Source organism: Desulfacinum hydrothermale DSM 13146 (assembly GCF_900176285.1).
Lineage (GTDB): Bacteria > Desulfobacterota > Syntrophobacteria > Syntrophobacterales > DSM-9756 > Desulfacinum > Desulfacinum hydrothermale.
On the sequence record NZ_FWXF01000030.1, the window covers coordinates 1 to 11,559 of the forward strand.

14 protein-coding genes are annotated in these 11,559 nt (G+C 54.6%); 9 read left to right on the top strand and 5 right to left on the bottom strand.

From position 1 onward, the window contains the following. Positions 1-320: 320 nt before the first annotated feature. The 5 genes from B9A12_RS15950 to B9A12_RS15970 all read left to right on the top strand — a co-directional run bounded on the left by B9A12_RS15950 (position 321) and on the right by B9A12_RS15970 (position 3,458). The gene (locus B9A12_RS15950; RefSeq protein ID WP_084059088.1) at positions 321-710 is read left to right on the top strand and encodes an ankyrin repeat domain-containing protein; all 390 of its coding nucleotides are present in this window, start codon (positions 321-323) and stop codon (positions 708-710) included. After that, on the top strand, positions 700-1,116 hold the full coding sequence (locus tag B9A12_RS15955; protein ID WP_084059089.1) for a hypothetical protein: 417 nt from the start codon (positions 700-702) through the stop codon (positions 1,114-1,116). Before B9A12_RS15950 ends, B9A12_RS15955 begins: the two co-directional genes overlap by 11 nt. A gap of 81 nt (positions 1,117-1,197) precedes the next feature. Beyond that, a complete protein-coding gene (locus tag B9A12_RS15960; protein ID WP_084059090.1) occupies positions 1,198-2,103 on the top strand; it encodes a helicase RepA family protein in 906 nt (301 codons plus the stop codon). After that, positions 2,093-2,878, top strand: coding sequence for a hypothetical protein (locus tag B9A12_RS15965; protein WP_084059091.1), 786 nt, complete (start codon positions 2,093-2,095; stop codon positions 2,876-2,878). Before B9A12_RS15960 ends, B9A12_RS15965 begins: the two co-directional genes overlap by 11 nt. A 121-nt stretch (positions 2,879-2,999) precedes the next feature. Next, a complete protein-coding gene (locus B9A12_RS15970; protein ID WP_084059092.1) occupies positions 3,000-3,458 on the top strand; it encodes a hypothetical protein in 459 nt (152 codons plus the stop codon). Between the two features lie 41 nt (positions 3,459-3,499). Here the strand turns inward: B9A12_RS15970 and B9A12_RS18000 are convergent, their stop codons facing one another. Continuing rightward, complete coding sequence (locus B9A12_RS18000) at positions 3,500-3,940, bottom strand: helix-turn-helix domain-containing protein (protein WP_084059093.1); 441 nt, start codon at positions 3,938-3,940, stop codon at positions 3,500-3,502. 371 nt (positions 3,941-4,311) lie between these two features. Here B9A12_RS18000 and B9A12_RS15980 point away from each other — a divergent pair, with 371 nt between their 5' ends. From B9A12_RS15980 to B9A12_RS15990, 3 genes are read left to right on the top strand one after another with little or no spacing between them, the layout of a single operon-like run. Further along, on the top strand, positions 4,312-4,518 hold the full coding sequence (locus B9A12_RS15980) for a helix-turn-helix domain-containing protein (RefSeq protein WP_084059094.1): 207 nt from the start codon (positions 4,312-4,314) through the stop codon (positions 4,516-4,518). After that, positions 4,515-6,725: a DUF1156 domain-containing protein gene (locus tag B9A12_RS15985; RefSeq protein WP_084059095.1), complete on the top strand. Its 2,211-nt coding sequence runs from the start codon at positions 4,515-4,517 to the stop codon at positions 6,723-6,725. The genes B9A12_RS15980 and B9A12_RS15985 overlap by 4 nt, the downstream gene beginning before the upstream one ends. Beyond that, positions 6,706-7,737 (top strand): hypothetical protein, encoded by a 1,032-nt coding sequence (locus tag B9A12_RS15990; RefSeq protein ID WP_084059096.1) that lies wholly within the window; start codon positions 6,706-6,708, stop codon positions 7,735-7,737. Before B9A12_RS15985 ends, B9A12_RS15990 begins: the two co-directional genes overlap by 20 nt. A gap of 5 nt (positions 7,738-7,742) precedes the next feature. On the opposite strand, the gene B9A12_RS15995 is transcribed toward B9A12_RS15990, so the two are convergent. From B9A12_RS15995 to dnaA, 4 genes are all read right to left on the bottom strand, one after another. Next, positions 7,743-8,075: a hypothetical protein gene (locus B9A12_RS15995; RefSeq protein WP_245802473.1), complete on the bottom strand. Its 333-nt coding sequence runs from the start codon at positions 8,073-8,075 to the stop codon at positions 7,743-7,745. Between the two features lie 31 nt (positions 8,076-8,106). Next, positions 8,107-8,421: a hypothetical protein gene (locus B9A12_RS16000; RefSeq protein WP_084059097.1), complete on the bottom strand. Its 315-nt coding sequence runs from the start codon at positions 8,419-8,421 to the stop codon at positions 8,107-8,109. Further along, on the bottom strand, positions 8,418-8,624 hold the full coding sequence (locus B9A12_RS16005; RefSeq protein ID WP_139796686.1) for a hypothetical protein: 207 nt from the start codon (positions 8,622-8,624) through the stop codon (positions 8,418-8,420). The genes B9A12_RS16000 and B9A12_RS16005 overlap by 4 nt, the downstream gene beginning before the upstream one ends. Before the next feature lie 68 nt (positions 8,625-8,692). Next, positions 8,693-10,060 carry a chromosomal replication initiator protein DnaA gene (gene dnaA / locus B9A12_RS16010; RefSeq protein ID WP_084059099.1) on the bottom strand — a complete coding sequence of 456 codons (1,368 nt, stop codon included), beginning with the start codon at positions 10,058-10,060 and terminating at the stop codon, positions 8,693-8,695. Positions 10,061-10,445: 385 nt separating this feature from the next. On the opposite strand from dnaA, the gene B9A12_RS16015 reads away from it, so the two are divergent. Then, entirely contained in the window at positions 10,446-10,904 is a 459-nt protein-coding gene (locus B9A12_RS16015) for a MucR family transcriptional regulator (protein ID WP_084059100.1), read from the top strand. Positions 10,905-11,559 lie beyond the last annotated feature (655 nt).

An 11,559-nucleotide genomic window follows, 5' to 3' on the forward strand; every position in this document is an offset into this window, starting at 1 on the left:
GTAAATGTTGCGCAGGTGGCTATGTTGGGGTTTTGCCTGCCACACAATTTTAAGCAAAAGGATTTGCTGGAAGGTCTGACACTGCGGGAAGTGGGGGTAAGGTGCGGCTATAGCCGGGAATGGTGTGTGGCAAACTTGCCGCCGCAGTAACGGTACGCAAGGTTGGCCCAGCACATAAGTACTGGGCCAACTTTTCCCGAAATGTTTGGTTTCCCTTTTTTATACGTGTGCGAGCTGTGGGTTTTTGTGGTTGACTTTTTTGTGCTAGCGTGCTAGCATGCATATGCAAGTTTAAGAAAAGTAACGCAGTGGAGGCAACCATGGATAGGGAATACTGGGCAGAAGTGGTTGTGGAAAACGGCTGGACCCGGGCGCACGTTACTGCGGCCAAAGGGAACCTGCCCCCTGACTTTGCCTACTGGGATATCCGAAACGAAAAAGAGCAGGGTTGGACAGTTGCCCACGAGGCAGCCGTAAGCGGTTGCCTGCCTCGCAGCTTTAGTCGCTGGGATTTGGCTGATTGGGACGGCTGGACGGTTGCCCATGCGGCAGCTGTACACGGTCATCTTCCTTCCGACTTCGACCAGTGGCACCTGAAGGACAACCAGGGCCGCACCGTCGAGGACGTGGCGAAGGAATACGGCCATTTCCCGCTTGCCGACCCTAGGGAAGCGGTTATGTACAAGGAGTTTTGGGAAAATGAAACATGAATACTATGTGCAGGTATTATACGGTACCACGTGGCAAACCGTAGCGTTGGTTATGGGACCCAAAAAGGCCAAATACTTTACGGAACGCCTAAAGGAAAGGCATTTGAATGCCAGGTATATAAGCAAAACCCGCCTGCTGCGGCAGGCCGGTACTGCTGCAGTGCGCATAGCAAAAAAGGAACTGCAAACCCTACCCGAGGAAATTGTGGATGAGGTGCAAATGCTGGAAAATGAATGGTTGCATGTAGTGGGCTCGGCCGCCCCCCCACAGGGCGTAGACATTTTGCTGCGCGGCGTTCCGCACGAGCTGCATGCACAACTTAAACAGCGTGCAAAACGCAAAGGCGTTAGCCTTAACACGTTGTTGCTGGACATTATGGCGCAAAATTGTAAACGCAAACAATAACGAAAAAATAAAGCCCGGTACCGGCTGCCCCCCGATACCGGACTGTTGTGCATCTCCCCCCCGTTTACTAGAGGAGTGCCCATGACATATACCACAACCAAACCGATTTTACCATGGCTTGACATTAAAAAAGCCATAACGGAACCCGCAAAACCCCTGGATTACGTGCTGCCCGGCCTTAAAAGCGGCACCGTGGGTACACTGGTTTCCCCCGGCGGATCCGGCAAAAGCATGTTTGCGCTGGAAGCCGCCGTAACCGTGGCCGGCGGCCCCGACCTGCTTGCCCTTACGCGTACCGGCTGGAAACATACCACCGGGCGCGTGGTGTACCTTACCGCTGAAGACGGAGAAGACATACTTGGTATACGACTAAAAAGTATAGGTGCCTTCCTTAATTCCTCCGAACTTACCACCATCTGCGAAAATTTGTATATCGCTCCACTGGACGGATATGGCGTTGACATAATGAACCGGTTTTGGAAAGATTACATACTAAATGAAACCTATGATGCCAGACTTGTTATATTTGATACCCTTCGATGTTTTCATAGACTAGAAGAAAACAGCAGTGGCGAAATGACATTGCTTGTAGAATACATGAAGCAAATATGTAGAACAAATAATACTACCATAATTTTCCTACACCATACCAATAAAATGTCTGCCCTTAACAACGTTGGTGATGTGCAACAAGCCAGCCGCGGAAGCAGTGTACTTACAGATAACGTACGCTGGCAAAGCTACCTTGTCGGCATGTCCAAATCCGAAGCAAAAAAATATAAAATACCCGAAGCCTTGCGCGGATACTACGTGCGCTTTGGGATTGCCAAACAAAACTACGGTCCGCCAATACCCGACCAGTGGTACAAACGGTACGAGGGAGGAGTATTGAGACCGGTCGATCCCGAAAGTGAGCATATTTACACATATAACACCGAAGCGTGTGAAGTACAACAGCCCGCCAACGGAGCTTACGATGATTTCTAAAAATCCAAAACAACAAATAATGCCTACCGCTACCGTGCACCAAATCCGACTCCGCCTTTTCCAAGCTACACGCCGCCCCAAACATATCTCCCGGGAAATAGTTACGGCATGGGGAAAAGTGCGTGTCGTCGGTAAGCTGGGACAAACACACGCCGACCTGCTGGAAGCAATGCTAAAAGAAGCCGAACGCAAAGCCTTTGTACACGATACGGACGGCAATACCCGCATAAAACTGCTTGTGGACCCCGCAAAAGCCAAAAAAACAGCACGACAAAGAAGCGGCTCGACCCTTAAGTGCATACTCCAGGAACTTATGTCCGCCCTTATTGAAATAATGGAGCCCGAAGAACTGCGTTGCATTGGCCACCTGATCGACCACGTGGATATTGCCACCCGGCGGGACGGCACCCACATAACACGCCCCAACCCCCTCGGCGGCGAAAGGGAAATGTGGCGCGTTATAATAGGCCAGGCGGCCATGCGGCTTATCGAACAAGACCTGCGGCTGTATTACAATCCGGCCCCAATCGCCCGCCTGCGACACGGCATAAGCCAGGCAGTGGCACGCATGGTACTTAGCCACAACACACAAAAATTGCCGAAAAACGGATGGAAACTGGATACGCTGCTACAACAAGTCTGTGGCCATCTTACCCCGGGACAGCTCCGGGACAGACGACGGGAAGTGCGTGCTGACGCACAATACCTGGCCAAATTGGGCATTGTGCTGGAGCTGAATACCCAGCGCATTTACTACAAAAGTGATGCGGCATGATGCGAAAAGGCAGCGGGTGGTCTGCGGATCGGGTGACCACACAAATAAGACTTGACGTTTATATGCTAGCATGATAGCATATAAATGCAAAACGGGTGCAAACCAAACAAGGAGGATGATTATGGAAGCTAATTACTGGTGTGGTGTGGTATTTTGGGAAAAAATTGTAGATGCAAATACCGGTTGGACCTATGCCCATGAGGCTGTAAGTACCGGCTACATTCCCGCGGATTTTACGCAATGGCAGTGGCGTCTAGCGGACAAAAACGGTTGGACCGTAGCCCACGAGGCAGCGCGAACAGGTGTGCTTAACACATACGATTGGACAAAACTTACGCCCGAGAACTGGACCATGGAGGATTTGGAAGGGCAGACAGTTTTGGATGTGTACTTAAAAACTTTCCCGCTAGAACCGGATTCCGGGGTGTGGGCCAGACAAATTGGCAATGAAGGCACAACTCTGGCCCATGTGGCCGCCAAGCTGGAAAGCTTGCCTTACGGCTTTAGATTTTGGAATTTGAAGGATAAAAACGGCACAACTGTTGCCCATGTGGCAAAAACATACAAAATCTGCCAATAACTCCAAAACCAACCCACCCCCCCTCACATTCTCTCTCGATGTCACAGTGTGACATTTGAGGAAAATCCCCCGATGTCACACTGTGACATTTGAGGAAAATCCCGTCGCAAACGCTTAAACACCCCTGGTGTGGAGCATAAGCTCGGGGGCGTGGAGCAAAAGCTCGATGGCGTGGAGCAAAAGCTCGGGGCGTGGAGCAAAAGCTCGGGGCCTTTAGGATATTTTAGGATTATTAGGAAGGGGGCAGACCTTAAAGTCTGCCCCCCCCCCTTTTTAGGCATCGTTTTAAGGTAAACGTCCGATTCCAAAATTGTGGCCCGAACAGGAAGGAAAATAACCGGGCGGTTCGTGCTGTGGCTTCGCCCGAATGCCTGGGCGATGGCGTTGATGAATTCGGACGTGTATTTCCGGCACAGGTACATGGCCAGTTGCCGGGCTTCCGAGATCTTCTTGTGGCGTGCCCTGGACCGCAGCTCTTCCATGTGCTCTTGGCCAAGATGCCCACCAGACGAGAAAAGAATCCTCGAAATGCTGTTTTTCGAGCTCCCTAATGCGGTCTGCCTGTTCCCGTAGCTCCCTCGCTACGCGCTCTTTGCGGCATACGTAGCCTGGCGGCGGTGGATACCTACCGGAGGCCGCTAAAAAGTGTCGGGAAGGGAATCAGGAGATCCGGCTGGAGTGGATCTTGTGGAGGACGGCGCGGGCGCAGGCCTCGCCGAGGGGTACTCGTCGGTCTCGACCACGGGGCCGCGCATGCCGCAAGTTTTTGATTTGATGTGAAGAGTGTCGAATGTTATCATTTTTTATCGGATTTTGGCGCGTATCGGAGCCTAATAGGTGAAGAGGCGTTTTTATGGATCAAGACAAGTGGCTCACTATCGACGAGTTAGCTGACTACCTAAAAGTGGGGCGGACCAAGCTCTATCGCATGGCTCAGGAGGGTGTAATCCCTGCCTCCAAGGTTGGCAATCAGTGGCGCTTTGACCGTGAGGAAATCGACGAATGGATGAAATTACAACGACCTGCCGCCACCAAAGGCAACAAGATAGGACACTCATGATTGAACGCGATTTTGATATCGGTTTTATTGCCGGGCTTGCGTTGCGCGAAAAGCAAATTCAGCAGAACTACCGTCCCGTCATCGCTGTCCACAAATGGTTCGCCCGCCGTCCCGGAACGCTTTTCCGTGGCTTGTTGTTGTCTGAGTTCGGTAGCGGACCACTTGCGCAAACCTTCTTCGAGTCCAACGATCTCTCCGGTATTCGCGTCGCGGACCCGTTCATGGGCGGGGGAACTCCGCTGTTGGAAGCTAACCGAGTGGGCTGCGAAGGTGTTGGATTCGACATCAATCCGATGTCCTATTGGATTGTCAAGCAGGAGATCGAACATCTCGACCTTGCCGCATATGAACGTACCGCGGATCGGTTACGCGAGACGTTGGAGAAAGAACTCGGCCATCTTTACAAGACCCGGTGTGTTCATTGCGGTTCCGAGGATGCACATGCCAAGTACTTCCTCTGGGTCAAGACACGACCTTGCACAGAGTGCGGTGAAAAAATCGATTTGTTCCCGGGCTTTTTGGTGGCTCGAAATGCCAGACACCCGAAGAATGTTTTTGTCTGCCCGGAGTGTGGTGAACTTAACGAAGTCGAAGATAGGCTCCAGCCGGGTAAATGCCACTCCTGCCGCTCGCAACTCCGACTCGAAGGACCCGCGAGGCGGGGGGTGTGCCAATGCCCAAGTTGCGGGACCGATAATCATTTTCCCACACCGGATAAGCGCCCCGAACACAGGTTGTTTGCCATCGAATACTACTGTCCCTCATGCAAGCCCAACCACCAGGGAAGATTCTTCAAGAAGCCGGACTTACAGGATTTAGAAAGGATAAGAGAGGCTCGTGCCAAGTGGAAGAAGATCCATCCCAGATTCGTGCCGGAGGACCCTATACCCAGCGGAAACGAAACAAACCGCCTTCACCGGTGGGGATACCGGTATTACCGAGAAATGTTCAACAGCAGGCAGTTGCTTGGTCTGGAGGCAGCCGCGCGTTTCATTTCGAGAATAACGGATGAACGGGTGCGTGGCGCGTTGGCCACCAACCTCTCGGATCTTCTTCGTTACCAGAACATGCTATGCCGTTATGACACCATGGCCCTGAAATCACTTGATATATTCTCGGTTCACGGGTTTCCGGTCGGTCTAATCCAGTGCGAATCTAACATGCTAGGCATCGTCGATCCGGATAAGGGAACAATCGTCGGTAGCGGTGGGTGGGTGAACATCACCGAAAAATTCAGGAAAGCAAAGTCATACTGCGACGCACCCTTCGAAGTGCGTTATAAGGGGCGGAGGAAGGAAATCGTTCCCATTCCCGGCGAATGGATCGGCGATTACCGCCACGGTGCACGGGAAGGGGAAAAGAGAAAAATCGAACTCGTCTGCGGTGACGCTGCCGAAGCCGAACTCCCAGAGAATAGTCTGGATGCGGTCCTGACCGATCCACCGTATTTTGGGAACGTGCAGTACGCGGAACTAATGGATTTTTGTTACGTCTGGCTCCGGCGGTTAGTTGCGAAGGATGTGCCTTCCGCGTTCATGCAGTCTTCCACGCGGCGCCCGGAAGAGTTGACGGTCAACGAAGATATGGGCCGAGATCTGGAACATTTCACTGATGGCCTTAGCACAGTTTTTAGGAAGATGGCGAGGGCACTGAAACCGGGAGCGCCTCTCGCGTTCACCTACCATCACAACGACATAGCAGCCTATCTCCCCGTAGCTGTCGCCATCCTCGATGCGGGACTAACCTGCACGGCTTCGCTCCCGTGCCCGGCAGAGATGGGCGCCTCGATACATATCAATGGAACTGGATCGTCGATTGTGGATACGGTCTTTGTCTGCCGTTCCACAGGATGGATTTCCAAAGGGGACCTAGTGGAAACCCCCCGTGAGGTCGCCGTCCTGGTGAAACGTGACGTGGAAGCACTTGAGACTGGCGGTGTGAAACCAACCGAAGGGGATCTACGCTGTATCGTCTATGGCCATCTGATCCGATTGGCGATCTGGGATCTCCGACAAGGTTGGAATAGTGCCAGCGGGACCGGCGAAAAACTTTCCAAGGTCGAAGCGTGGCTTCACGAATTCGGCAGTTGGGAGGAGGTGAGGCGCTGTCTTGACGTGGACACGAGGACGAACACGGGGCAATGGCGCCTTGCATGCGACGAATCCATGGCGAAATGCGGAATGGAACATGCCAAAGTTTCCTTTTGAAGCCACGCTTGAAGAGATTCTGAAGGACTCGGAACAGTTTGTTGACGCAGTCTTTTCTTGTTTGGAGTCGGAATTTCTCATTATGCCCAAGGGGGCAGGCTTTGTCGAGTATGCTGTCTTCGAACGGGGATACGAAGCGTTGAAGGCAGCAACCAGAAACTTCACGGAGATATTGCCGGAGCGGGTGTTTCCGGTAACGGTCGATGAGCCCATCTCAATTGTCGTTCTACGGACCATGTTGGGATTTACGCCACCCGAGTGGGGATATGTAGCGACACAGAGAACAGGGGTTGAGGTTTCACAAGGCTTCATACGTTCCCTTGACCGCAAGGTTCGGATGGCCCCGGAAACTCCGCTGAATATTAACGGTGTTACGAAGTCCCGTCTGGAAGCACTAATCCGTACGGCGTGTCAATTATTGGTCGAAGGGGTTCCCGAGGTCCGCAAGGATCAGATCCACAGGCTGGATAAAGCTGACACGAAAAGGGGACTGGAAAGCGTTAGGAATCTCGCCGGAATGGGCGTTCCCTATGCCATGTTGCTGTACGAGAGGTTTCTGGGTAGACCTTTCGCCGGGCATAGGGATTCCGTGAGTGAACTTATCGGAGATAGCCTTGAATCCGCGATCGAGGAGACATTGAGTAAGGCAGGGATTAGCTTCCGCAAGACCAAGCGGGCCGAGAAGATCGAAGGATTCGATCAGGCACCAGACTTTATCATACCGAGTGAATTTAATCCCCAGGTGATTATCGAGGCGAAGATCACAGAGGACGACGGGACAGCGCGAGACAAGGTCACCCGCATACAGCATCTTGGCGAATTGAGTCTCGCAGGGCGGTCTCCGGATGATCCCAAATACGAGGTCATCGCTTGTATCGGCGGCCGCGGTTTCGGCGTTCGTCGGGAAGACATGAAGAAACTGCTTATCGCCACCAGGGGCAAGGTTTTCACCGCAAAGACGCTTGATCACCTCGTAGAAAATACCCGCCTAAAAGAGTTCAGAACGAAATAGGTTGTTTATCTTGATACTATCGAGGACGGCGCGGGCGCAGGCCTCGCGGCCGACGGGTACTCATCGGCCTCGAACACGGGGCCACGCATGCTGCGGTACGGGGAAAGGCTGGCCTGATGGTAGGCCAGGAAGTCGTCCGGGAAGGTCCTGACGTCGTTTTCCACCAGGCGGTTGACGATCCACTCGGCTTCCTTGCGGGCCTCGGTGTTCCCGGGCAGGAACTCGATCACGAGATCCAGACCGGGCCCCGGACCCTGGACCCAGACTCCGACGGGCTCGTAGCGGGGCTCCCGGATGCGGCCGCGCAGGGCGTACTCGACCATATAGCGCAGCTTCATTCCCATTCCTCCGCGATCCTCACGTGCTCAGCTAGGAGGTCCGCGTCGATCCGCTCGAACCGGTCCCGGTTCTCCGATTTGTACTGCCGCCAACTTTTCCAGTCTGAAGCCAGGTCCGGTTCCTGGTCGGGGAACACGAGCTCCACATGGAAGCGCTGGCTGCGGAGAAGTACGTGGCCCCGCCGGTGTCTATGTCCGCCTCCGGCGACATGCCCCCGGCGGGGATGCCGGCACGCAGCTTCTCCACCGTGCTCACCATCGCGCCGTTGTTCTCCAGCACCGTGTCGATGAAGGACGGCAGGTCGTCACCGTTGCTAAGCCGGTGGTAGAGGCCGTAGCCCTTCATCTGTCTTTCCAGGCCCTCGTCCGAGATGTCGAAACGGTACTGGTGCCCGGATCCCGGTCCACCTTGGTCAGGTAGGCCTGCTTGTGGAGATAGAGCAGCTCCGCGTCCTGCGGTGTGGCCGCCCCGGTCTTGAGGCCGAGGGATTCCATGTAATCCAGGGCCCGCTCGAGGCTCTTGGCGCTGCACATTTGCCGGAATGCCACACTTTTTTGAGCACTTCCGACCACTTAACAGTCCGAACAGGGGAAAAACCAGGAGGTCGGGGATGCGCTCAGCCGTCCAAACACCGGGTTTCAATCCGGTGAGCCACGTGCTCCACGCGCTTTCTCAACTGGCTGTTCTTGCGTGCCAGCTCCCGATCCATCTTTTTCAGTGCGTAGATGACCGTGCTGTGGCTTCGCCCGAATGCCTGGGCGATGGCGTTGAGGGGTTCGGACGTGTATTTTCGGCAAAGATACATGGCCAATTGCCGGGCTTCCGAGATCTTCTTGTGGCGTGCCCTGGACCGCAGCTCTTCCATGCTCACGCCAAAGTTGGCGCAGACGGCTTCCGCAATGTGGGGAATGCCCAGCGAAGGGAGAGAGTCCAGTATGGACTGGGTCACTTCGCGAGCCAACTCCAGGGTGATGGGAATGCCCAGGATACTGCTCTTGGCCAAGATGCCCACCAGGCAGCTTTCCAGCTGGCGCACGTCGGAGGTAATCCGATCCGCCAGAAACTCGGCCACTTCCATGGGAAGCTCCACACCGTCATGGGCCGCCTTGCGCTGGATGATCTCTTTGCGGGTCGCAAAGTCGGGCCGCTCGATGGGAGCCACCAGGACTCCTCCCAAGCGAGACCGCAGCTCATGGTTGAGCCGCGGGATGTCCTGGGGGGCCGTCTTCCCGGTGCAGATGATCCTTCGGCCCCGATCCAGAAGCTCGTCCAGGGTGTAGACCAGTTCGTCCTGGATCTTTCTCTTCCCGCTGAAAAACTCCACCTTTTCCAGCAAGAGAACGTCACAGCCATCCCGGTACCGGCGCTTGAAATCTTCAATCCGATCCCGTTTGAGCGCTCGAATCATTTCGTTGGCGAACTGCTCCGCTGTCACATACCGTACCCGGATGTCCGGCCGACTGGTCGTCAGGAGATTTCCCACGGCATGGGTCAGGTGGCTCTTACCCAAACCTGGGTCCGCCATGAGGTAGATCGACTGGTTGAAAAGGTTTTGCTGACCCGCCATGGCCAGGCAGGTGGCATAGGCGAAATGATTGGACCGGCCCACCACGAACTGGTCGAAGGTGAATCTGGGATTAAAAGGCGATCGCGGTTTTTGGCCAATGTCCGCAAAGGACATTTGCCGGGGGGCCTCTTCCGGTGGCTGCCACTCTTCCTCATCGTCCTTTTCCTGGAGCGGGTCTTGTCTGACCAGCTCCAGGCGGACCTTTTTCAGCCCGGAAAACCGGTCCCGTCCCACGGCCACGATCCTGGGCACAAGGTGGCTTTGAACCCAATCTCTATGGAGCGCGTTCCGGCAGCCCAGGACCAACTCGTGCCCATCGAATTGGAGAAAACGGAGCGTGGCTACCCAGAGGTCGTATTGCCCCCGCGAAAGGCCTTCTTTCAGCCCTTCTTGTACCGCTTCCCACTCTTTAAGCATCCTGTCCTAAGCCTCCCGAGACGTGTTTTTGCTCGGCGTACATGCAAGCGCTTATAGTGCGCCGTCCACTCGTTTGCCGTCAACGCCTCTTAGGGGCGATTTACAGACGTTTGGGTGTCCCAGCTTAAAGCGGTTTTTTGCCCTTAATACTGAAGGGATCTTGTGGGCTTTACCGCCTAAACACTCCCGCCCTGTTGTACATCAAGCGGGAAGGCTTTCTTTCTTTTTCTCGCCAAAATGCGCATTTTTGCGTAGCTGGTGCTCGTGGGTAGTCCAACTCTTGCCTGCCACACATGCTGTTTATTTGCTTGCCAATCTATCGACTGTTCGTTATCTTTTAACATGCCAACAAATACTGTCAGATTCGCAAGGAAAGGAGACACACATGGATTCCGAAATCCTCAGAATGGCCAGCAGCATCGTACAAAACATGGTTGCAACCCGAACCCAAAATCCGATGTCCATTGAGGACGTGGAAGAGGCACTCCAGCGTGTATGCGCAACGCTGGCACAACTGGAATCCGCTGCTTCTGCAGAAGGGATCCAGCCCGTTGCCAAAAAAGAAGGCCCGCCGGTGGAGCCGGAAAAATCCATCCAGGATTCGCATGTCGTTTGTCTGGAATGCGGAAAGACGTTTTCCCAGCTTACGGCCAACCACCTGAAAACCCACGGCCTCACTCCCCGTGAGTACAAGAAAAAGTGGGGATTTAGGGTGCGCGATTCCCTTGCCTGCCGGAATCTGCAAAAAACGCGAAGTAAAGCGGCAAAAAAGAGGGGCCTGCCCCAAAAACTCCTAGAGTACCAGGAAGCACGCAGACAAGCGGCAAAGCAGGCCGGCCAGTAGGCGGCCAGGCATCAGCGTTTCTCTCCTTGTCCCTCTCCCCCTTGATCCGCCCCTGGCAGTACGCCTTCCCTCCTTGATCCGGGAAGCGCCGAACCCAGGGGCGTCCTTTTCCCACCCGTCAGCTAATCGCTTCTTCGTTGCGCGGCAAACGGAGCAACCTGCCAGAGGGGTTCGATCGGTGGGACCAGGCCGATAACGATGGCTGGACCGTGGCCCATGTGGCCGCAAAACACGTTTTCCCTTATATGCGAAAAATTTCACAAGCCGAGCGGCCTGTTCCCTACCCTGTATCCTCCCTCCCCAAGAGCGTGACCGCTACCCACACAACACATGCCCTGCAACCTCTCCCCAAGCCGCTACCCTGTTTGTGCCGACCGGATTGCGCATGCCCATGCGCAATCCCCCTTACCCGCCTCCATCCGACCCTGTGCCGGTGTCTTCCCCCGCCGTGCCGACCGGATCATTCCCGGATACCCCACACCCTTTCACCCCCGCACAGTTAATCCTCGGTCTTCCACTTCCAATGTCTCGGAGATCCGTGAATGGGGCAAATAAGGACGCGCATTGAATGTTGAATTAAACAAAACACACAAAACCTACGACCAACTTCAAATCCCGTGATCTCCCAGTCTCCACAATTCGCTCCACGCCTCCC

Excerpts from the sequence above, each read along its gene's own strand:
- B9A12_RS15950 (WP_084059088.1), top strand. The coding sequence starts at position 321 with ATGGATAGGGAATACTGGGCAGAAGTGGTTGTGGAAAACGGCTGGACC.
- B9A12_RS15955 (WP_084059089.1), top strand. The coding sequence starts at position 700 with ATGAAACATGAATACTATGTGCAGGTATTATACGGTACCACGTGGCAA.
- B9A12_RS15960 (WP_084059090.1), top strand. The coding sequence starts at position 1,198 with ATGACATATACCACAACCAAACCGATTTTACCATGGCTTGACATTAAA.
- B9A12_RS15965 (WP_084059091.1), top strand. The coding sequence starts at position 2,093 with ATGATTTCTAAAAATCCAAAACAACAAATAATGCCTACCGCTACCGTG.
- B9A12_RS15970 (WP_084059092.1), top strand. The coding sequence starts at position 3,000 with ATGGAAGCTAATTACTGGTGTGGTGTGGTATTTTGGGAAAAAATTGTA.
- B9A12_RS18000 (WP_084059093.1), bottom strand. The coding sequence starts at position 3,940 with ATGGAAGAGCTGCGGTCCAGGGCACGCCACAAGAAGATCTCGGAAGCC.
- B9A12_RS15980 (WP_084059094.1), top strand. The coding sequence starts at position 4,312 with ATGGATCAAGACAAGTGGCTCACTATCGACGAGTTAGCTGACTACCTA.
- B9A12_RS15985 (WP_084059095.1), top strand. The coding sequence starts at position 4,515 with ATGATTGAACGCGATTTTGATATCGGTTTTATTGCCGGGCTTGCGTTG.
- B9A12_RS15990 (WP_084059096.1), top strand. The coding sequence starts at position 6,706 with ATGCCAAAGTTTCCTTTTGAAGCCACGCTTGAAGAGATTCTGAAGGAC.
- B9A12_RS15995 (WP_245802473.1), bottom strand. The coding sequence starts at position 8,075 with ATGAAGCTGCGCTATATGGTCGAGTACGCCCTGCGCGGCCGCATCCGG.
- B9A12_RS16000 (WP_084059097.1), bottom strand. The coding sequence starts at position 8,421 with ATGAAGGGCTACGGCCTCTACCACCGGCTTAGCAACGGTGACGACCTG.
- dnaA (WP_084059099.1), bottom strand. The coding sequence starts at position 10,060 with ATGCTTAAAGAGTGGGAAGCGGTACAAGAAGGGCTGAAAGAAGGCCTT.
- B9A12_RS16015 (WP_084059100.1), top strand. The coding sequence starts at position 10,446 with ATGGATTCCGAAATCCTCAGAATGGCCAGCAGCATCGTACAAAACATG.